Source organism: Streptomyces venezuelae (assembly GCF_008642315.1).
Classification (GTDB): domain Bacteria; phylum Actinomycetota; class Actinomycetes; order Streptomycetales; family Streptomycetaceae; genus Streptomyces; species Streptomyces venezuelae_D.
On the sequence record NZ_CP029192.1, the window covers coordinates 442,384 to 461,428 of the forward strand.

17 protein-coding genes are annotated in these 19,045 nt (G+C 72.3%); 6 read left to right on the top strand and 11 right to left on the bottom strand.

Translation table 11 applies throughout. The features are described from left to right. Nucleotides 1-8 precede the first annotated feature (8 nt). The 3 genes from DEJ48_RS02050 to DEJ48_RS02060 form a co-directional block, all read right to left on the bottom strand. Nucleotides 9-1,184 carry an LCP family protein gene (locus DEJ48_RS02050; protein WP_150213899.1) on the bottom strand — a complete coding sequence of 392 codons (1,176 nt, stop codon included), beginning with the start codon at nt 1,182-1,184 and terminating at the stop codon, nt 9-11. Between the two features lie 112 nt (nt 1,185-1,296). Next, a complete protein-coding gene (locus DEJ48_RS02055; RefSeq protein WP_190537138.1) occupies nt 1,297-2,682 on the bottom strand; it encodes a sensor histidine kinase in 1,386 nt (461 codons plus the stop codon). 52 nt (nt 2,683-2,734) lie between these two features. Beyond that, nucleotides 2,735-3,412 (bottom strand): response regulator transcription factor, encoded by a 678-nt coding sequence (locus tag DEJ48_RS02060; RefSeq protein ID WP_150213903.1) that lies wholly within the window; start codon nt 3,410-3,412, stop codon nt 2,735-2,737. A gap of 458 nt (nt 3,413-3,870) precedes the next feature. On the opposite strand from DEJ48_RS02060, the gene DEJ48_RS02065 reads away from it, so the two are divergent. From DEJ48_RS02065 to DEJ48_RS02085, 5 genes are all read left to right on the top strand, one after another. Beyond that, the gene (locus DEJ48_RS02065) at nt 3,871-5,604 is read left to right on the top strand and encodes an ABC transporter permease (RefSeq protein WP_150213906.1); all 1,734 of its coding nucleotides are present in this window, start codon (nt 3,871-3,873) and stop codon (nt 5,602-5,604) included. Nucleotides 5,605-5,711: 107 nt separating this feature from the next. Beyond that, on the top strand, nt 5,712-7,052 hold the full coding sequence (locus tag DEJ48_RS02070; protein ID WP_150213908.1) for a nitrate/sulfonate/bicarbonate ABC transporter ATP-binding protein: 1,341 nt from the start codon (nt 5,712-5,714) through the stop codon (nt 7,050-7,052). Further along, complete coding sequence (locus DEJ48_RS02075; protein ID WP_150213910.1) at nt 7,049-7,279, top strand: hypothetical protein; 231 nt, start codon at nt 7,049-7,051, stop codon at nt 7,277-7,279. Before DEJ48_RS02070 ends, DEJ48_RS02075 begins: the two co-directional genes overlap by 4 nt. A gap of 17 nt (nt 7,280-7,296) precedes the next feature. Continuing rightward, nucleotides 7,297-8,286, top strand: coding sequence for an endonuclease/exonuclease/phosphatase family protein (locus DEJ48_RS02080; protein ID WP_150213912.1), 990 nt, complete (start codon nt 7,297-7,299; stop codon nt 8,284-8,286). A 50-nt stretch (nt 8,287-8,336) separates the two neighbouring features. Next, nucleotides 8,337-9,443 carry a hypothetical protein gene (locus tag DEJ48_RS02085; RefSeq protein ID WP_150213914.1) on the top strand — a complete coding sequence of 369 codons (1,107 nt, stop codon included), beginning with the start codon at nt 8,337-8,339 and terminating at the stop codon, nt 9,441-9,443. Between the two features lie 36 nt (nt 9,444-9,479). Here the strand turns inward: DEJ48_RS02085 and DEJ48_RS02090 are convergent, their stop codons facing one another. Then, nucleotides 9,480-10,118 (bottom strand): HD domain-containing protein, encoded by a 639-nt coding sequence (locus DEJ48_RS02090; protein ID WP_150213916.1) that lies wholly within the window; start codon nt 10,116-10,118, stop codon nt 9,480-9,482. Between the two features lie 102 nt (nt 10,119-10,220). Between DEJ48_RS02090 and DEJ48_RS02095 the strand changes: the two genes are divergently transcribed. Further along, nucleotides 10,221-11,237, top strand: coding sequence for a GlxA family transcriptional regulator (locus DEJ48_RS02095; protein ID WP_150213918.1), 1,017 nt, complete (start codon nt 10,221-10,223; stop codon nt 11,235-11,237). On the opposite strand, the gene DEJ48_RS02100 is transcribed toward DEJ48_RS02095, so the two are convergent. The 7 genes from DEJ48_RS02100 to DEJ48_RS02130 form a co-directional block, all read right to left on the bottom strand. Then, nucleotides 11,219-13,627, bottom strand: a complete 2,409-nt coding sequence (locus DEJ48_RS02100) for a glycosyl hydrolase family 95 catalytic domain-containing protein (protein WP_150220893.1) — start codon at nt 13,625-13,627, stop codon at nt 11,219-11,221. The two genes, DEJ48_RS02095 and DEJ48_RS02100, sit on opposite strands and share 19 nt — an antisense overlap. 171 nt (nt 13,628-13,798) lie before the next feature. Further along, nucleotides 13,799-14,299 carry a hypothetical protein gene (locus tag DEJ48_RS02105; RefSeq protein WP_150187755.1) on the bottom strand — a complete coding sequence of 167 codons (501 nt, stop codon included), beginning with the start codon at nt 14,297-14,299 and terminating at the stop codon, nt 13,799-13,801. A gap of 140 nt (nt 14,300-14,439) precedes the next feature. Beyond that, a complete protein-coding gene (locus DEJ48_RS02110) occupies nt 14,440-15,399 on the bottom strand; it encodes a universal stress protein (RefSeq protein ID WP_150213920.1) in 960 nt (319 codons plus the stop codon). Nucleotides 15,400-15,485: 86 nt separating this feature from the next. Beyond that, nucleotides 15,486-15,728: a DUF397 domain-containing protein gene (locus DEJ48_RS02115; protein ID WP_150175171.1), complete on the bottom strand. Its 243-nt coding sequence runs from the start codon at nt 15,726-15,728 to the stop codon at nt 15,486-15,488. A 111-nt stretch (nt 15,729-15,839) separates the two neighbouring features. Beyond that, nucleotides 15,840-17,006 (bottom strand): thiolase domain-containing protein, encoded by a 1,167-nt coding sequence (locus tag DEJ48_RS02120; RefSeq protein WP_150213922.1) that lies wholly within the window; start codon nt 17,004-17,006, stop codon nt 15,840-15,842. Further along, nucleotides 16,999-18,063 carry a thiolase domain-containing protein gene (locus DEJ48_RS02125; protein ID WP_150213924.1) on the bottom strand — a complete coding sequence of 355 codons (1,065 nt, stop codon included), beginning with the start codon at nt 18,061-18,063 and terminating at the stop codon, nt 16,999-17,001. Before DEJ48_RS02125 ends, DEJ48_RS02120 begins: the two co-directional genes overlap by 8 nt. After that, nucleotides 18,064-19,026 (bottom strand): Zn-ribbon domain-containing OB-fold protein, encoded by a 963-nt coding sequence (locus DEJ48_RS02130; RefSeq protein ID WP_150213926.1) that lies wholly within the window; start codon nt 19,024-19,026, stop codon nt 18,064-18,066. Nucleotides 19,027-19,045: the final 19 nt, after the last annotated feature.

Consider the following 19,045-nt stretch of genomic DNA (forward strand, 5'->3'; position numbering starts at 1 on the left):
CCGCGTGATCAGTCCACGCACGGCACACCGCCTCCCGCGACCTTCGGGGAGTGGTCCTCGGAGTGGCCTTCGGAGGTGTCGTCGGACTTCTTCTTCCCGACCTTGTCGCCGGTCTGCTTCTGGGCCTCCTGCACCCTCTTGCGCACCAGGTCGCGGTCGACGATGTTCACGTCCTCGCCGTTGTGCTTGGCGAAGCTCTCCACCGGCAGGGTCGTGAACTCGACCTTGCCGCCGGTGAGGTTCTTGGCCTGCCGGACGAAGGAGAAGACCCCCCAGCCCTCGTCGAGGACGACGTTGTCCTTGGCGACGTTCTTCAGGTCGAGCAGGCGCGCGGGGTTGGTGAGGGTGCCGACGCTGTTCACCTGATGCAGGGCCGAGGCGAGGAACGCCTGCTGGCGGCGGGTGCGGTCCAGGTCGCCGCGTTGCAGGCCGTGCCGCTGGCGTACGAAGGCGAGTGCCTGCTGTCCGTCGAGTTCCTGCTTGCCCGCGGGGAAGTCGGCGCCCGAGTAGCGGTCCTTGACCGGGTGGTTGAGGCAGACCTCGACGCCGTCGAGCGCGTCGGCGAGGCGGTAGAAGCCGGAGAGGCTGACCTCGGCGAAGTGGTCGATGGGGACGCCGAGGAAGTCGCGCACGGTCCGGATCTGGGACTGCCGGCCCGCCTCCCGGCCGTCGTGCTCCAGCTTGTGCGCGTCCGTGACGCCCTCGCGGCGCAGCTTGTCCTCCTCGGCCGCCTTGGCGAGCCCGTACGCCTTCTTGATCTTGTCCTTGCCGTACCCCGGTATGTCGACGAGGTCGTCGCGCGGGATGGAGAAGCCCTTCGCCTTGCCGCCGTCGGCCGGGACGTGCAGCAGGATCAGCGTGTTGGCGTTGTAGCCGCCGATGTCGGAGTTCCCGGCGTGCAGCTTCTTCAGCACGTCCTTGGGGAGATCGTCCCCGTTCTGGTCCTTCCGCGTGTCGAGGCCCATCAGCAGGATGTTCGTCGAGCCGTCCTTCGACTTGGGCGCGTCGGCGCCGAGAGCGGCGGAGGAGCCGATGCTGTCGATCTCGCGGTACAGGTACCAGGCCGCGGCGCCGCCGCAGAGCACCAGGACACCGGTGAGGGCCAGCAGCGTGCGGCCGATCCGCGCCCTGCGGCGCGCGCGATGTCGTCGGGAGCGGGGGCTGACGGCTCGGTGCTGAGGCATGGGGACGATCCTGAACGCCCGTTCCTGAGCGGATCCTGAGGAAACGGAAGAGGTCTTCAGGAAGAGGCCTCCAGGAGTGGGTCTCCAGGAGCGGGTCTTCAGCGACGGGCGGTCACGGCCGGGACGGGGAGTCCGCCGTCGGCAGCCGCAGGGCCAGGCGTGCGCCGCGCCCGCTCGGCTCCACCCGCAGACTCCCGCCGTGGGCACGGGCGATCTCGCGGGCGATGGCGAGACCGAGCCCCGTGCCGCCGCTGGCCCGGTTGCGGTCCGCCTCCAGCCGGGTGAACCGGTCGAAGACCTCCTCCGTCGCCTCGGGCGGGATGCCGGGACCGTCGTCGGCCACGTCGAGCAGGGCCGTGCCGGTGGCCCGGTCCGTGGCCGTGCCGACGCGCACCTCGGAGTCGGCGAACCGCTGTGCGTTGTCCAGGAGGTTCGCGAGCAGCCGCTCCAGCTGTCCGGGATCGGCGCGTACGAGGACCGGGTCCTCGGCGGGCACGAGGCGCAGGGGCACCCGTGCGGAGCGGCGGCGGGCGATCAGTTCGGCCGCGAGCAGCGACAGGTCGACGAGCTCCACGTTCGGCGGCTGCTGCGCGTCGAGCCGGGCGAGGAGCAGGAGGTCGGCGGCGATCCGCTCCAGTCGTACGGTCGAGTCGAGTGCCTGGGAGAGTGAGGCCGCCGTGTCGGGGTCCGGCTTGTTGAGCAGGGCCAGTTCGAGTTCGGCGCGGGCCGCGGCGATGGGGTTGCGCAGCTCGTGCGAGGCGTCGGCGACGAACTGGCGCTGCCGGGTGACGGAGTGCTCGAGCCGTTCCAGGGTGTCGTTGACGGTCTCGGCGAGCCGGGTGATCTCGTCCTGGCCGCCCGGCGCGGGCACGCGGCGGCTGAGCCGGTCCGCGGAGACGGCGACGAGTTCCCTGCGCATGGACTCGACGGGCCGCAGCGCGGCGCCGCTCACCGACCAGGCGATGAGTCCGGTGAGCAGGACGACCAGCGGACCGCCGACGAGGACGGTGACACCGAGGGCCCGCTCGGCGTCGGCCACGGCATCGAGGACGGTCAGCGCGTAGACGTAGAGGTCGCCGTCACCGCTGGGCGACGGGGTGCGGACGACCGCGACGACGCTGGTCTCGCTGGCCAGCGCGGGGGCGGCGGCGAAGTCCCGTACCGCCGAGTCCTCGCCCCGGCCGGGGCGGAACGCCGCGAGGACGGCGGCGCGGGCGGCGGGGTGCGGGGCGGTGCTGGCCAGCGGTCGCCCCTGGTCGTCGAGGACGAGGACGGCGTCCACGCCGCCGTCGGGCTCCTGCATGTCGCCGTGCGGGCGGCCCTGCTTCGCGGCGATGTCCGCGGCGGCCTGGCGGGCGGCGAGTTCGGTGCGGGCGCCCGCGTTGTCGACGAGATTGCCGCGCAGGGTGACGTACAGCCAGCCGCCGCCGATGGCGAGGGCCACGACCATGATGAGGACGGCCGCGGCTGTGGCTCGGCCCCGTAGGGTGCGGGGCATGCGCGGGCGGAAGCGGCGGGGGCCACGAGCTTCACGGGTCGCGCGGGCTCTGTCAGGCGGCATCGGGAGCCAGCCGGTAGCCGATGCCCCGCACGGTGCGGATGGTGTGCCGGCCGAAGGGCGCGTCGACCTTCTTCCGCAGCGAGCTGACGTACACCTCGACGATGTTGGGGTCGAGGTCGGTCGGCGAGTCCCACACCTCGTCGAGGATGTCCTGCTTGGAGACGGCGCCCCCGTCGGCGGCGAGCAGACAGCCGAGCACCTCGACCTCCCGCGCGGTCAGCTCGACCGTCTGCTCGCCGCGCTTGCAGAGCCGGGCGACGACGTCGAGGGTCAGGTCGCCGACCTGGAGCGTCGCGGGGCGCTCCCGTCCGGCGCGGCGGCCGAGGGCGCGCAGTCTGGCGAGGAGCACGACGAGGGAGAACGGCTTGGTCAGGTAGTCGTCGGCGCCCGCGTCGAGCCCGTCGGCCTCGTCGTACTCGCTGTCCTTGGCGGTGAGGATCAGGACGAGTGCGTGCTCGTCGTGGGCGCGGAGCCTGCGGCACACCTCAAGGCCGCTGAGGCCCGGCAGCATCAGATCAAGCACGATCACGTCGTAGCCGCCGGTCAGCGCCAGCTCCAGTCCGGTGTGCCCGTCGTGGGCGACGTCGACCCAGTGGCCGTCCGAGGAGATGGCCCGGCGCAGAGTGTCGGCGAGTGCGTGCTCGTCTTCGATGACCAGGATCTTCACGGTGCAAATATCACATATCCAGTAATTACGACGCGGATCTCCCACTCTATGCCGAGGTTCCTGAGTCCTTCCTGAGGAACCTGAACCCGCCGGGGGCCCGGATCCTGAAGAGGGACTCAGGTCGCTCAGGTTGTCTTCAGCGGCGTGGCGCGATCCTTTGGGAGCCGGTGCGAGAAACGCGCTGCCCGAGGATGTGAGGAGGTGGTCGTTGTGCTCTACGGCGACCCTCCCAGTCGCGTGTCCCGCTGCTCCACGCGTGTCGTCACCGCTGGACAGCGGCGGCGGACCGCCGCCTGACGCACGTCGTCACGGCGGGGTGTCCCCCCTTGACCGTCCCCCTTCCCACGGGTCCTTCCGCGCGCGGTGTCCGCCGTGCCATTCCGTCGTGCCACGCCGTCGAGCCGTGGCACCGCGCCATGCCGTCGCGCCGTCGTACCCGCAGAACATTCGGGTTCCCCATGTCCAAGCTCCGTCAGTTCCCCTCCCGCGGCGCCGTGCGCGTCGCCCGTATGCGCCCCGTGGACCTCCTGGTCCTGCTCGGGATCGTCGCGCTCTTCTACGTCGTGATCCGGGTCGGCGCCTCGACCGACCAGCCCTACGACGTCGACGCGCCCCCGGCCGTCTCCACCGACCCGGGCGAGCTGCCCTACTACGCGGCCCGCTCCCTGCTGCGGATGTTCGCGGGGCTCGTGCCCGCCGTGCTCTTCACCTTCGTCTTCGGCACGTGGGCCGCCCGCTCGCGGCGCGCGGCGAAGGTGATCGTGCCGGCCATCGACATCCTGCAGTCGGTGCCGGTCCTGACCTTCCTCAGCATCACCGTCACCGGCTTCATCGCGATGTTCCCCGGCTCCACCCTGGGCCTCGAACTCGCGTCGATCTTCGCCGTGTTCACCGCTCTGGTGTGGAACATGGCGATGGCGTTCTACCAGTCCCTCATCACCCAGTCCAGGGAGCTGGACGAGGCGGCACGGCTGATGCGCCTCACCCGCTGGCAGCGGTTCTGGAAGGTCGACGTGCCCAGCGGCATGATCGCCCAGGTCTGGAACGGCATGATCAGCTTCGGGGCCGCGTGGTTCGCGCTGTCCGCCTCCGAGACGATCAGCGTCAACGGCAGCGACAACGGCCTGCCGGGCGTTGGCTCCTACGTCGCGCAGGCCCTGGACAACGGCGAAGGCATGCGGGTCACGCTCGCCATCGTCGTGATGATCGCGATGGTCGTGTCCGTGAACTTCTTCTTCTGGCGTCCCGTGACCGCCTGGGCGGAGCGGTTCCGCACCGAGGACTGCGAGCTCGCCGAGCAGCCCCGCAGCTGGTTCCTCGACCTGCTGCGCCGCTCCACGGTGCCGTCGCTGCTCGGCCGTACGGCGCGTCCTGCCGGTGAGCGGCTCGACCGGGCCATGCGTGTCCTCGGCACCAGCCCCGGGCGCCTTCACCACGACCCGGTCCGCCGCAAGCGCGCCGACGTCGTCTTCTACGTGCTGTACGGCGCCGCGGTCGCGGCCATCCTGTGGCAGGCCTGCACGTACATCCTGGACAACGTCCCGGTCGGCGAGATCGGGCACGCGGCCTGGCTCGCGCTGGTCACGTACGGCCGCGTGATGATCCTCGTGGTGTTCTCCACGCTCGTCTGGGTGCCGGTCGGCGCCTGGATCGGCATGAACCCGAGGGTCAACCGGATCGCCCAGCCGATCGTCCAGGTGCTCGCCTCCTTCCCCTCCAACTTCCTCTTCCCGCTCGCCGTCGTGGTGCTCGGCGCCTCGGGCATCTCGCTGAACTGGGGTGCCATCGCACTGATGGCGCTCGGCGCCCAGTGGTACGTCCTGTTCAACGTGATCGCCGGTGCGAGCTCCATCCCCGGTGACCTCCGCGAGGCCGCCGACGACCTGGGGCTGCGCGGCTGGCTGCGCTGGAAGAAGCTCATCCTGCCCGCGGTCTTCCCGTCGTACACGACCGGTGCGCTGGCCGCGTCCGGCGGGGCCTGGAACGCCTCGATCCCCGGCGAGCTCGTCAGCTACGGCACCACGACGCTGACCGCCGTCGGCATCGGCGCCTACATCACGCAGGCCACGGACTCGGGCGACTTCGCGCGCAACTTCCTCGGCGCGGTCCTGATGAGCGTCTACGTCGTCATCATCAACCGGCTCCTGTGGCGGCGCCTGTACCGGTTCGCGCAGAAGCGCTGCGCGCTGTGACGGCGCGCAGCGGGCACCGGGCCCGAGCGCACCGGCCGCGCGTGCGGCGTCACTGCCGGCCCCACCACGTCCACCACCCCACCACCCCGTCGCCGAGGAGCGATTCCATGAACGACACCACAGCCGTCGCCGTCGCCGCCGACACCGCGGTCATCACCGTCCGCGGACTCCACAAGCACTTCGCCTCCCCCACCGGCGGTGTCCTGCCGGTCCTCCAGGACATCGACCTGACCGTGCGCGAGGGCGAGATCGTCGCGCTCCTCGGCAAGTCCGGCTCCGGCAAGTCGACGCTGCTGCGCCACATCGCCGGACTGCTCGCCCCGTCCGCCGGCACGATCCACTACCGCGGCAGGTCGGTGAACGGCCCCAACCCGGGCACGGCCATGCTGTTCCAGTCGTTCGCCCTCATGCCGTGGCTCACGGTGCAGCAGAACGTCGAACTCGGCCTCCAGGCGCAGGGCGTGGAACCGATCGCGCGCCGGGGGCGGGCCCTCGCGGCCATCGACATGGTCGGCCTCGACGGCTTCGAGAACGCCTATCCCAAGGAGCTCTCCGGCGGCATGCGGCAGCGGGTCGGCTTCGCCCGCGCCCTGGTCGTCGAGCCGGACGTGCTCCTGATGGACGAGCCGTTCTCCGCCCTCGACGTCCTGACCGCGCAGACCCTGCGCAACGAGCTCGTCGAACTCCTCACCCGTCCCGACAGCCCCACCCGCACCGCCCTCCTGGTCACCCACTCCATCGAGGAGGCCGTCCAGCTCGCCGACCGCATCCTGATCCTCGGCACCGACCCCGGCACCATCGAGGTCGAGCTGCGGGTGGACCTCCCGCGCCCCCGCAACCGCCGCACCCGCGGCTTCGAGGCGCTCATCGAGGACGCGTACGAATGCCTGACCGGCGAACGGGCCGAACTCCCGCCCACCCTCGGCACGCACGACCCGCTCCGGGCCGCCGCGCCGCTGCCGCAGGCCGACGTCGAGCAGCTCACCGGGCTCCTGGAAGAGCTCGACAGCCGGGGCGGCTCGGTGGACCTCCCCTCTCTTGCGGACGCGCTGAACTACGAGCTCGACGACCTGATGCCCCTGGTGGAGGCGGCGGAGACGCTCGCCTACGCCCGGATCAGGGCCGGGGAGCTGCGGCTCACGATCACCGGCAGCGGCTTCGCCTGCGCCGACATCCTCACGCGCAAGCGCCTCTTCGCCGCCGCCGTCCTCGCCAACGTCCCGCTCATCGCCACCATCCGTACGCTCCTGATGGCGTCCGGCACCGGGCGGCTGCGGGAGCACCACGTCACGGAGCGGCTGTGCGCGAGCTCCTCGGACCGCGCCTCGCGCCAGCAGCTCAACACCGCCATCACGTGGGGCCGTTACGCCGAGCTCTTCGAGTACGACGCCCGTGACCGCGTCCTGCTGCTGCCGCACGAGGATCTCGTGACGGGAGACGAGCGATGACGTCGCGCGAGTCCCTGCGGGCCGCCGTCGCCCTCGTCGCGGTCGCCGCCGTCGTACTGGCCGCGGTGACCACCGTGGCTCCCGGCACGGCCCAGCTCCTCTGCGGCGTGCTGCTCGGGACCTCGGTCACGGCGGTGGCGTTCGCCCTGGCGGGCTGGGGTGTGGCCGGGCGGGGCGTGGCCGGGCGGGGCGGGGCCGGTCGGCGCGCCGGCAGCGGCGAATTCTGAGAGGGGCGGCACCGACGATGCGTATCGCTCTCTGCGCACTCCTGCTCACGGCGCTCCTGGTCTTCCCCGGCGTGGTGCCCGACACGCCGGGGCACCTGGGGAGTCTGGTGGAGACCGCACTGCCGTGGTTCGGCCTCGGCATTCCGCTCCTGCTCGCGGCGGCAGCGGTGCGGCGTTCCCTCAGGGGGGTCGCCTTCGCCCTGGTCCCGACGGTGGCCTGGGCCGTCCTCTTCGGCCCCGGCCTCGTCCCGTCCCCCGAAGCGGCCCCCGGCCGTACCGACTTCCAGGTCCTGACCCTCAACGTCGGCGGCGACCGCACCGCGCCGCACGATGTCGCCCGCGACATCCTCGCCACCGGCGCCGACGTGGTGGCCCTGGAGAAGGTGCCGAACAACGCGGTGAAGACGTACGAGCAGGAACTGCACGCCGCCTATCCGCACCACTCGACGGGCGACACGCTCGGCCTGTGGTCCCGGTATCCGCTGCACGGGGTCGAGAAGCTCGACCTCGGCGGTGCCTGGCCGCACGCGATCCGGGCCGTCGCCCGCACGCCGGTCGGCGACACGGCGGTGTACGCGGTGCGCCTGCCGTCCGTACGGGTCACCGTCCGCGAGGGCTTCACCGTGCAGCGGCGTGACGCGAGCGCGGCCCGGCTCGCCGAGCGGGTGGCCCGGGATCCCACGCGGCGCGTGGTGGTCCTCGGCGACCTCAACGGCAGCCTGCGGGACCGGGGTCTGGCCCCGCTGACCCGTGGACTGCGCCCCGCGGACGGCGGGGCGGGCCACGGCCTCGGGTTCACCTGGCCCGCCGCGTTCCCCGTCGTCCGTCTCGACCACGTTCTGGTGCGCGGCCTCGCGTCGACGGGATCGACGGTCCTCCCGGACCTGGGCAGCGACCACCGGCCGGTCCTCACCGGACTGCGAGCACCGGATCAGACGTCGGCCAGAGGGCCAAAGACCCCCGCCTTGAGGACTTTCGCCGAAGAGATCGAGAGCGGCGAACTGTGACGATCAAGGTGTACCCGAAGATCATCCGTTACGTGCGAAAGGGTGCCTCGATGACCTCCCTCCCGGACCCGGACAACCCGCTCGTCCACGGCTTCCTGCCGCAGCGGCTCCCGGCGCCCCACCTCGCCGGAGGCTGGACGGACCTGGACGCGCTGGCCCGCGCGGCCGCCGCCGCGCCGTGCCGGGAGGAGGCCCGCCTCCTCGTCGAAGAGGCCTGCCGCACGACCGAGTTGCCCGCGTTGCGCCTCCGTGTCGCCCGGCTGTCGGAGCACCGGGCCAAGGCGGCCGCCATGCGGATGGCGGTGATCGTGGCGGCCTGCGGGTGGACCGACCTCGACCCGACGTCGTCGAGGGCCGGGCGGGTGGCCGACGAGCGGTTCCTCGCCCTGTGGACGTCCCTCGCCCACCGCAGCGACCACACCCGGCTCGTCGGGCTGCCCATGCTGTCGCTCCTCAACTGGGCGCCGCTGCGCAAGCCCGGCCGGGCCCTGCCGGTCGACCAACTGGCCCGCACCGAACCCCTCGTGCCGATCGTGCACTGGTCGGCAGGCGACCAGCCGCTGTCCCGTCTCGACCGGCTCATGCTGGCCACGGTGCGCCTGGAGGCCCACGGGGTCTGGCTGTTCCGTCTCGCCGAGTCGCTGGCGGGCCGGTCCCCCGGCGACCGGTCCGTCTCCGTCGCGCTGTGCCGCATGACCCGCGTCCAGCACGCACTGCACGGGCAACTGCGCTCGAACGCGGTGAAGTTGAGCCTGGCGCCCGCGACCGGTCAGCAGTGCGCGGTGCTCGCCGCGCTGGCCGAGCAGGAGGCGCTGGAGCCGCCGGTGCTGCTCGCCGCCGACGCCGTGCTCGGCATGGGCGGCCCCATGGGGGCCGGCAGCCGGTGCCAGCAACGCCGGCATCTCGCTGCCCGGCACCGCGCGTGGCTCTCCACCCTGGACCGCCGCAGCGTGGCCGTCAGAACCCTCGCGCACCGGCGCGGGGCGGACGCGGACGCCTACCGCGACGCCCAGGAGTCGCTGGTCGCGCTGCGCTGCGCGTACGCGGAACTCGTACGGACCGCCGCGCGGCCCGCCGCGACGGGCTGCGCGGGACCGGCGCACCGGACGACCGGTGGCCTGCGGCGGAGCGGGATGCCCGTCGACGGCGCGGCCTGACCGACCCCGAGCCCGGCGCCGCTCTGTGGCCGGTCGTCACTCGGGCCAGTCGGAGCCCTTGATGACCTCCACGAAGTCGCCGCGTTCGAAGCCGGGCACACAGTGCGCCAGCACATCCGCCTTCACGTTGCCGAAGGTGGTCTGCGGACGGTCCTTGATGCCCTCGGCGAACGCGGCCAGGATGCGGTTCTTGAAGTCGGGGCGCGGGTGCGCCGCGACCACGGTGGCGCGCTCCTCGTCGGTGACGGCGTCGTACCCGATCCCGAGGACGTCCAGTTCGACGCCGCGGGTGACCAGGGCGATCTCGGGGGCCATGTGCAGCGGGATCTCGGGGGTGGTGTGCAGGGCGATGGCCGTCCAGACGCGGTCCGCCCGCTCCCCCGTGATGCCGTGCCCCTGGAGGAAGCGGCGGGCCTCGTCCGCGCCGTCGATCTCGAAGCGCTGGTCGGTGCGGCGGAAGCGCTCGGTCAGCCCCAGGTCGTGGAACATCGCTCCCACATAGAGCAGCTCCGGGTCGAACGTCAGACCCTGGTCCCGGCCGCGCAGCGACCCCCACAGGAACACCCGCCGGGAGTGGTCGAAGAGCAGCGGCGCGGCGACATCGCGCACCAGCTCCGTCGCCTCCTTCGCCAGAGCGCTGTCCGGAATCCGAATGCCCGCGATCGTCTCACTCATGAGGTGCGCCTTCCCTTGTCCGCTCGGTGAACGCTTCCACTGTCGCCCGGTGTCCTACTCTGGAGCCATGTCCATACGGCCAGTAGAACCACAGATTCAGACATGACGCGCCGCGTGGCCTTCCTGGTCTTCGACGGCGTGACGCTGCTGGACGTCAGCGGCCCCGTGGAGGTGCTCCACCAGGCGGGACGGCTCGGCTTCCCCTACGAGACGGTGCTGGTCTCACCCCGCGGCGGCGACGTCACGACGTCCTCGGGGATCGCGCTCGCCGGATCGGTCGCGGCGGCCGACACCGCTTCCCCGGGCATCGGACCGCTGGACACCGTCGTGATCGTCGGCGCCGACCGGCTGGCGCTCCAGCCCCTCGACGACGACGTACTGGCAGCCGCCGACAGCCTCGCCCGGCGGGCCGCGCGGGTCGCCTCGGTGTGCACCGGCGCCTTCGTCCTCGCGGCGCTCGGTCTGCTCGACGGGCGCCGCGCGACCACGCACTGGCGGCACGCGACGACACTCGCCCGCCGCCACCCCGAGGTCCGGGTGGAGCCGGACGCCCTCCACATCCGCGACGGCCGGTACGTCACCTCCGCGGGCATCAGCGCGGGCATCGATCTGGCCCTCGGACTCGTGGAGGACGACCACGGAGCGGACACCGCCCGGACGATCGCACGTGAACTGGTCGTCTTCATGCAGCGACCGGGCGGGCAGTCACAGTTCTCCACGGCCCTCGCGACCCCGCCCGCGCGCAACGACGTGCTCCGCTCGCTGACCGCTGCGGTGCTCGCCGACCCGGCCGGCGAGCACACCCTGCCCACCATGGCCGCCTCCGCCGCCGTCAGCACCCGGCACCTCGCCCGGCTGTTCCGGACCGAGCTGCACACCACGCCCGCCCGCTGGGTCGAGCAGGTCCGCCTCGACCACGCCCAGCGGCTCCTCCTGGACGGACACAGCGTCACGGCGGCCGCCCGGCGCAGCGGCCTCGGCAGCGACGAGACGCTCCGCCGCGCCTTCGCCCGCCGGCTGGGCACGACGCCGAGCGAGTACCGCAGCCGCTTCGCCACCGCGCACGGACACGACGTCCTGTCTACGCGGCCGGTGCGGGGTCAGGCGCCGAAGACGTAGCGCCGCCCCGCACGCACCTTCAGTGTCCTCGTCCCGCCGCTGAACAGTTCACCGCGCAACGTCAGTTCGCGGGTGCGCGAGGCCCTCAGCACGACGCGGGTGACGCGGCCCGCCGCCCAGTCGATGTCGATCGTCGCGCCGCCGCGGGCCCGCAGTCCGCGCACCGAACCGTCGGGCCAGCCGGACGGCAGGGCGGGCAGGATCTCGATGGCGTCGTGCTGGCTCTGCAGGAGCATCTCGACGATGCCCGACGTCGCGCCGAAGTTGCCGTCGATCTGGAACGGCGGGTGGGTGTCCCAGAGGTTGGGCAGCGTCGAGGACTTCAGCTGTTCGCCGAGCATCTTGTGCGCGTGGTCGCCGTCCAGGAGCCGCGCCCAGAAGTTGATCTTCCAGGCCTTGGACCAGCCGGTGCCCCCGTCGCCACGCGCGGTGAGGGAGACTTTCGCCGCGTCGGCCCACTTGCTGCCGGGTTCGATGTGGCGGCCGGGGTGGAGGGCGTAGAGGTGGGAGACGTGCCGGTGGTCGTCCGTGCGGTCGTCCAGGTCCGCTTTCCACTCCTGGAGTTGCCCCCAGGATCCGATGCGCAGGCCGGGGTCCAGGGCGCCAAGGGTCTTCTCCAGCTCGGCGCGGAAGGCCGGTGAGTCCCCCAGGGTGCGGGCCGCTTCCAGGGTGTTGGTGAACAGGTCGTGGACGATCTGCTGGGCCATGGCCGCGCCCGCGGTGAAGTCGCCGTGCTCCGGCGAGTAGCTGGGCGTGACGATCAGGGTGCCGTCGCGCGGGTCGGTGCGCAGGTTGTCGAGCCAGAACTGGGCGGCCTCCTTCATCGCCGGGTACGCGGTGGTGCGCAGGTAGTCCGTGGAGCCGCCGAAGCGGTAGTGCTCGTAGAGCTGCGCGGTGAGCCAGGCCGCTGCCTCGGGGAACCAGAACGCGGTCGACCAGTCGTGGACGCCGGTGAAGCCATACGGGTTGGTCTCGTTGTGCACGACCCAGCCGCGGCTGCCGAACATCTCCTCGGCGGTGCGCCGTCCGGGCGCGCGCAGGGCCTCGACGAAACGGTCGTACGGGGCGGTCGTCTCGGGCAGGTTGGCCGCCTCGGCGAGCCAGTAGTTCATCTGGAGGTTGATGTTGGTGTGGTAGTCGGCCGACCAGGGTGGTGTGGTGCTGTTGTTCCAGACGCCCTGGAGGTTGACGGGCAGCGATCCGGCGCGCGAGGAGGCGATGAGGAGGTAGCGGCCGTACTGGAAGAAGAGCGCTTCCAGCGCGCGGTCGGCGGCAGCGTCCGCCCCGGTGCCGTACTGCTTGAGCAGCCGGTCCGTGGGCAGATCGGCGGGGAGTGACTGGCCGATGTCGAGGGTGACGCGGTCGAACATGGCGCGGTGGTCGCGCAGATGGCGGGCGCGCAGCGTGCCGTGGCCCGCCGCGACGGCTCCGTCGACGGCGCGGGCGACGGCGGTGTGGGGGTCGGCGCCTCGGTAGTCGGGGTACGTGTCGGCGTAGTCGGTGCCCGCGGCGAGGACGAACCACACGTGGTCGGCCCCGGTCACGGTGATGCTGCCGTCGTCGTGCGCGGTGCGCGTGCCGCCCTGCTGCCGGACGCGGAGCTGGGCCTCGAACTTCAGCCCGTTGTCGTCGAGTTCGCCCCGGACGGTGAGCCGGTCGCCTCTCGCCTTCGCGGTGAAGTCGGCGCGGGGTGAGGTGTAGCGGACGGTGCAGGTGATGTGGGCCGCGCGGTCGGCGGAGAGCCGGCCCACGAGCACTCCGTCGGGGTACGAGGCGAAGAACTCCCTGTGGTGACGGGCCTGTTCCTGCTCGTACTCAACGGTCGCGAGGCCCTGTCCGAGGTCGAGGGCGCGGCGGTACGTGGCGTCGGGCGCGTCCGGGGCGCCGGGGACGTCGATGTGGAGGTCCCCGAAGGTCTGGTGGGCTCCGTAGCCGCGCCGGGCCTGGCCGAGCTCGGCCGCCACGTCGTCGGGGGTCAGCCTGCCCTTCGCGTCGAGCTCGTCGCGCACGGCGTCGAGGGTGCCGGGCCGTGCCGCGCGCCAGTTGCCGAAGTCGTAGCCCTCCCGGGAGCCCGGGCCGCCGGTCCACAAAGTCTTCTCGTTGAACTGGAGCCGTTCGGAGGCGAGGGTGCCGAAGACCATGGCGCCGAGGGAGCCGTTGCCGATGGGCAGGGCCTCGCGCTCCCAGTCGGCGGCGGGGGCGGCGTACCGGAGCGACGATCCATCGGGCCGATCATCGATCGATTCATCCGAGGTCGATTCATCGGAGGTATTCCGCTCCGACTTCCCGCCCTCCCCGGACCCTGCCGCGGCCGCCGAAGCCGACGGGGCGCCACCGAGAGTGCCTCCGCCCGCCGCCAGAGCGGCCGCCCCGCCGACGGCGGACTTCATGGTCGTCCTGCGCGTGATCCCCTGAGTCATGACCGGTCACGTTAAAAGTCCGATGACTGGTTGACAAGAGTGTCGACAGGAGTCCTGCGGGACCGTTCGGGAGCACGACGCGGAACTGCCCCGTCCCGAGGAGGGAACGGGGCAGTGCGTGGAGGTCGGTCGGCGGCGCTGTCAGCCCTGCTGGAAGAGCTCGGCGGGCAGCGGCTTCAGGAGCGCGTACAGGTCGTCGGTGATCGGCCGGTCCCAGGCGGCGATGGTCACCAGGACGTTGTCGCTGCGGTCGAACTGCACGCAGGAGATGCGGCTCTCGGAGAGCTTGAGGCGGCGCACGATGAGGAGGTTGTCGCCCTGCATCACCGGCACGTCCTCGCTGGAGACGACGGTGACGTCCTCGTCGTTCTCCAGGGCGAGCAGCAGCTGGGCCACCTCGAAGGGCACCTCGCCCTCGGCGGTCTCGCGCGCGGGTGATCCCTCGGGGAGGTTGCCGATGATCATCGCGGGGCCGCGGCCGCCGAACAGGTCGTAGCGCAGGAAGACACCCTGGCAGCTGCCGTCGGGGGCGGGCAGGAGGCCCGCGCCGAGATTGCCGGGCCAGTCACCGGGGTCCATGGCCAGGACATCGAAGTCCGGGCCCGCGGGAGTGGCGGAGCTGCGGCGGCGGAGGAAGGACATGCGCCCATGGTACGTGGCCTGCGGGGCGTTCCGGCGCGGGGGCGACGGCGTCCCGAGGCACCGACGCCCGCCCCACCAGCCACGGAGCGGACCCGGTCGCGCCCTCCGTCACATGGCCGGTGCGGACGACGGCGGTTCCGCTACGCCGCGGGGGTCTCCGGCGGCACCACCGCCACCGGGCACGCCGCATGCAGCAGCACCGCGTGGGTGACGGAGCCGAGGATACGGCCGGGGGCGAGCCTGCGGCGGTGGCGGCCGACCACCACGAGGTCGGCGGCGTGCGAGGCGTCCACGAGGTGGCGGGCCGCGTCGCCCGGGGCGATGCACATGTCCACCGGGACGTCGGGGTGGCGTTCGCGGTACGGGGTGAGCAGATCGTCGGCGAGGTCGGCGTAGTCCCGTTCCGTCTCCTCGTCCGCGACGGCCTTCATCACGAACTCTCCGGCGGGCGTGGCGCTGAGGACCGGCCACGGGTAGGCGACGACGACCTGGAGCCGCGCCCCGCGCCGCTCGGCCTCGGCGAAGGCGAACGCGACGGAGTGCTCGTCCGGCGCCGGGGCCGACAGGCCGAGGACGACACGCGGCCCCGCGTCCGGTGCCGGGCTCCCGGGATCGGCGGGAGCCGGCCGCGGCACGACCACCACAGGGCAGGCCGCCTCGCGCGCGCACGCCAGGCCGTTCGACCCGAGCAACAGGCTGGCGAAGCCGCCCCTGCCCCGGGAGCCGAGGACCAGCAGGCCCGCCCCGGCACCGAGCCGCGGCAGCTCGCGCCCCGGGCTGCCGTCCACCGTGACGAACTCCAGCTCGGGCAGACCGGCCCGCCCCACGAGGGACTCGCGGGCCCAGTCCACGACCGGGTCGCTCTCGCCGCGCTCGACCACGGACGCGAAGGGGCCGTCGACCAGCGGTACGTCGTATCCCCGAACATGCACGATCTTCAGTGGCACGTCGCGCAGCGCGGCGGCGGCCAGCGCCCACTCCAGGGCGCGGCCGCTGCCTCCCGAACCGTCCACGGCCACGACGACGGGCCCACCGCCGTCGTCCGGCCCCTTGCCGCTCACGGACCCACTGCTCACGCTGCCGACCGGTTCGCTGCTCATGGCTTCAGCCTCGTGCAGTGCGGGGCTCGCGGCGAGAGTCGAAGGTCACGTGCCCGGCAGGGACCAAAGACCGTCGAGGGCGCGTGCTACGTCAGGTCGAACTCGCCCTCCCGGGCGCCATGGACGAAGGCTCCCCACTCCGCCGGGGTGAAGATCAGGGAAGGGCTCTCCGGGCGGCCGCTGTTGCGCATGGCGATGAAGCCCTCGACGAAGGCGATCTCGACGTCTCCGCGCCCCTCGCTGCTCGATCGCCAGTCCGCCGTGCTGAGGTCGAGCTCCGGCTTGTCCCAGCCCGCGAGCGGATGCTGCTGAGTGGTGCTGTCGGCCACGTCCGTGCTCCTCCCGAATGCGTCGGTCCGGCCGTCAGCCTAGCTTTCGCTCCGGGCGCCGGACAGGCCGCGGTGGCAGCTCCTCGGTCCGTCCGGCGTCGGCGGTCGCCGTCAGCCCGTGGGCGGTTCGGCTCCGACGAGCCACATGGCGAAGAACTGCGAGCCGCCTCCGTAGGCGTGCCCAAGTGCCTTGCTCGCTCCGTCCACTTGGTGTTCCCCCGCCAGGCCGCGCACCTGAAGTGCCGCCTCGGCGAAGCGGATCATGCCGGAGGCGCCGATGGGGTTGGTGGACAGGACGCCGCCCGACATGTTGACCGGCAGGTCGCCGTCCAGCTCCGTGACCCCGGACTCGGTGAGCTTCCAGCCCTCGCCCTCCTCGGCGAAGCCCAGGTTCTCCAGCCACATCGGCTCGTACCAGGAGAACGGCACGTACATCTCGACGGCGTCGATCTCCCGGCGCGGGTCCGCGATGCCTGCCTGCCGGTACACATCGGCCGCGCAGTCCTTGCCCGCCTGCGGCGAGACGAAGTCCTTGCCGGCGAAGAGCGTCGGCTCGCTGCGCATCGCGCCGCCGTGCATCCAGGCGGGCCGCCGGGGTGAACGGGCAGCGCCCGCACGGTCGGTGAGGATCATCGCGCAGGCGCCGTCGGAGGACGGGCAGGTCTCCGAGTAGCGGATCGGGTCCCAGAGCATGGGCGACGCCTGGACCTTCTCCAGGGTGATGTCCTGTTCGTGGAGGTGCGCGTACGGGTTCTTCAGGGCGTTGCGCCGGTCCTTGTACGCGACGAGGGAGCCGACCGTGTCGGGGGCGCCCGTGCGCCGCATGTACGCCCGAACGTGCGGCGCGAAGAATCCGCCCGCGCCCGCGAGCAGCGGCTGCTGGAACGGGACGGGCAGCGAGAGGCCCCACATCGCGTTGGATTCCGACTGCTTTTCGAAGGCGAGGGTGAGGACGGTGCCGTGGACGCGCCCGGCGACGAGGTTCGCGGCGACGAGCGCCGTGGAGCCGCCGACGGAGCCCGCCGTGTGGACGCGGAGCATGGGTTTGCCGACGGCGCCGAGCGCGTCGGCCAGGTACAGCTCCGGCATCATGACGCCCTCGAAGAAGTCCGGCGCCTTCCCGATGACGACGGCGTCGATGTCGGCCCAGGTCAACTCGGCGTCGAGAAGAGCGCTTTGGGCGGCCTCGCGGACCAGGCCCGCGATCGACACGTCACGGCGTGCGGCCACGTGTTTGGTCTGGCCGATCCCGACCACGGCCACGGGTTCCTTAGTCACGGGTCTCTCCTTCCAGGACGGCGACCAGGTTCTGCTGGAGGCAGGGTCCGGACGTGGCGTGGGCGACGGCCCGGTCCGAGGCGCCCCGGTGGATGCGTGCGGCGGCTTCGCCGATCCGGATGAGCCCGGCGGCCATCATGGGGTTGGCGGCGAGCGCGCCGCCGGACGGGTTCACGGTGACGTCGTCGGCCAGGCGCAGGGCCTTGCGCAGGACGACTTCCTGCGAGGTGAAGGGGGCGTGCAACTCGGCCGTGTCGACGGGCCGTTCGAAGACTCCGGCGCGTTCAGCGGCCAGGCGGGTGGAGGGCGATGCGGTGAGGTCGCGCACGCCGAGGCCGTGCGCCTCGATGCGGTGGTCGATGCCGCTGATCCACGCGGGCCGCTCGCAGAGCTCCCGGGCGCGGTCCCCCGCGGCGAGGATCACGGCGGCCGCACCGTCGCCGATCGGCGGGCAGTCGCCGGTGCGCAGGGGACGTACGGCGTAATCGCCCTGCGCGACCGCGCCTTTCAGCTGCGCGTGCGGGTTGTCGGCGGCGGCCGTGCGGCTCCGGCTCGCGATCCCGGCTAGTGCGGGTTCGTCGGTCTCGCCCGCGTCGATCAGCGCCTGTGCCTGCAGTGCGGCGAGCGCCACGGAGTCGGGCCAGAGCGGGGCGACGTAGTACGGGTCGAGCTGGCGGGTGAGCACGTCGCGCACCGAGCCGGGCGAGGACTTGCCGTAGGAGTAGACGAGCGCGGTGTCGGCCTCCCCGGTCTGCAGTTTCACCCAGGCCTCGTACAGGGCCCAGGCGCCGTCCATCTCGACGTGCGACTCACTGATCGGCGGCCAGGCGCCCACCCCGTCGAGCGCCATCGTGAAGGAGAAGGCGCGGCCCGCGAGGTAGTCCGACGAGCCGGAGCAGGTGAAGCCGATGTCGCTGGTCTTCAGGCCGGTGGCGGCGAGGACTTCGTGCAGCACCGGCATGAGCATCTCGACCTCGGAGAGCTCGTCGGTGGTGCGCAGGTGGTCGCTCTGCGCGAAGGCGACGACGGCGACGTGCGGCCGCTCGTGGGGCGCCATCTAGACCAGCTCCTTGTACGTGTCGTAGTCGGCGTCGGGTTCGCCCGTGGGCCGGTAGTGGTCGGGGTAGCGGCCGCCCTCGGTCCAGACGGGTTCGACGCGCAGTCCCATGCGGACCTGGTCGTAGGGGATGCCCGCGATACGGGCGTGCAGGGCCAGGTCGGCGCCGTCGAGGGCGATGTGCGCGTAGACGTAGGGGACTTCGATGTCGAGGTTCTTCGCCTTGATGTTGACGATGCAGTACGTGGTGACGGTGCCGCGCGGCCCGACCTCCACGCGCTCCACCGTGGCGACCCCGCAGGTCGGGCAGGCGCCGCGCGGCGGAACGTACACCTTGCGGCAGGACGGGCAGCGCTCGCCGACGGTCCGGCGCTCGGAGAGCGCGTTGATGTACGCGGACTGGGCGCGGCCCGGCGAGTAGGTGTAGTCGAGGCGTGCGGCTGCGACGATGCCGGTGACGGGGTCGTCGAACGCGCCGGTGTGCGGTGCGGTCCCGGTCCGGGCCGCCTCCCCGTCGTACGCCTCGAAGCAGGCGATGTCCGTGATGGCGCCGACGCGTTCACCGGCCCAGCGGACGCGGACCCGCATGCCGGTGTACACGGAGTCGGGGCCGGGCGCGTCCAGTGCGTGGAGCAGGGCGGTGTCGGCGCCGTCGAGCTTGACGAGCACCCAGGCGAACGGGGTGTCCAGCGGCTGGCCGCGGCGCGGCTCGTGGTTCCAGGCCCAGGTGGTGACGGTGCCGGTGGTGGCGACTTCGACGAGGTCGCGGATCTCCTCGGCGGTCACGGGGTCGTACTCGACGGGCGGGACGAGGGTGCGGCCGTCGCCGGTCCGCACACCGAGCACGGTGCGTTCGCGCAGCCCGGTGAGGAAGGCGCTCTGCACGGGCCCGAGCGAGCGGGTGAAGGGGAACTCGACGACGAGAGGAGCACGCAGCACTTCTGGGGAGGGGACGGACGTCATGACGGGGACTCCGTTTCCG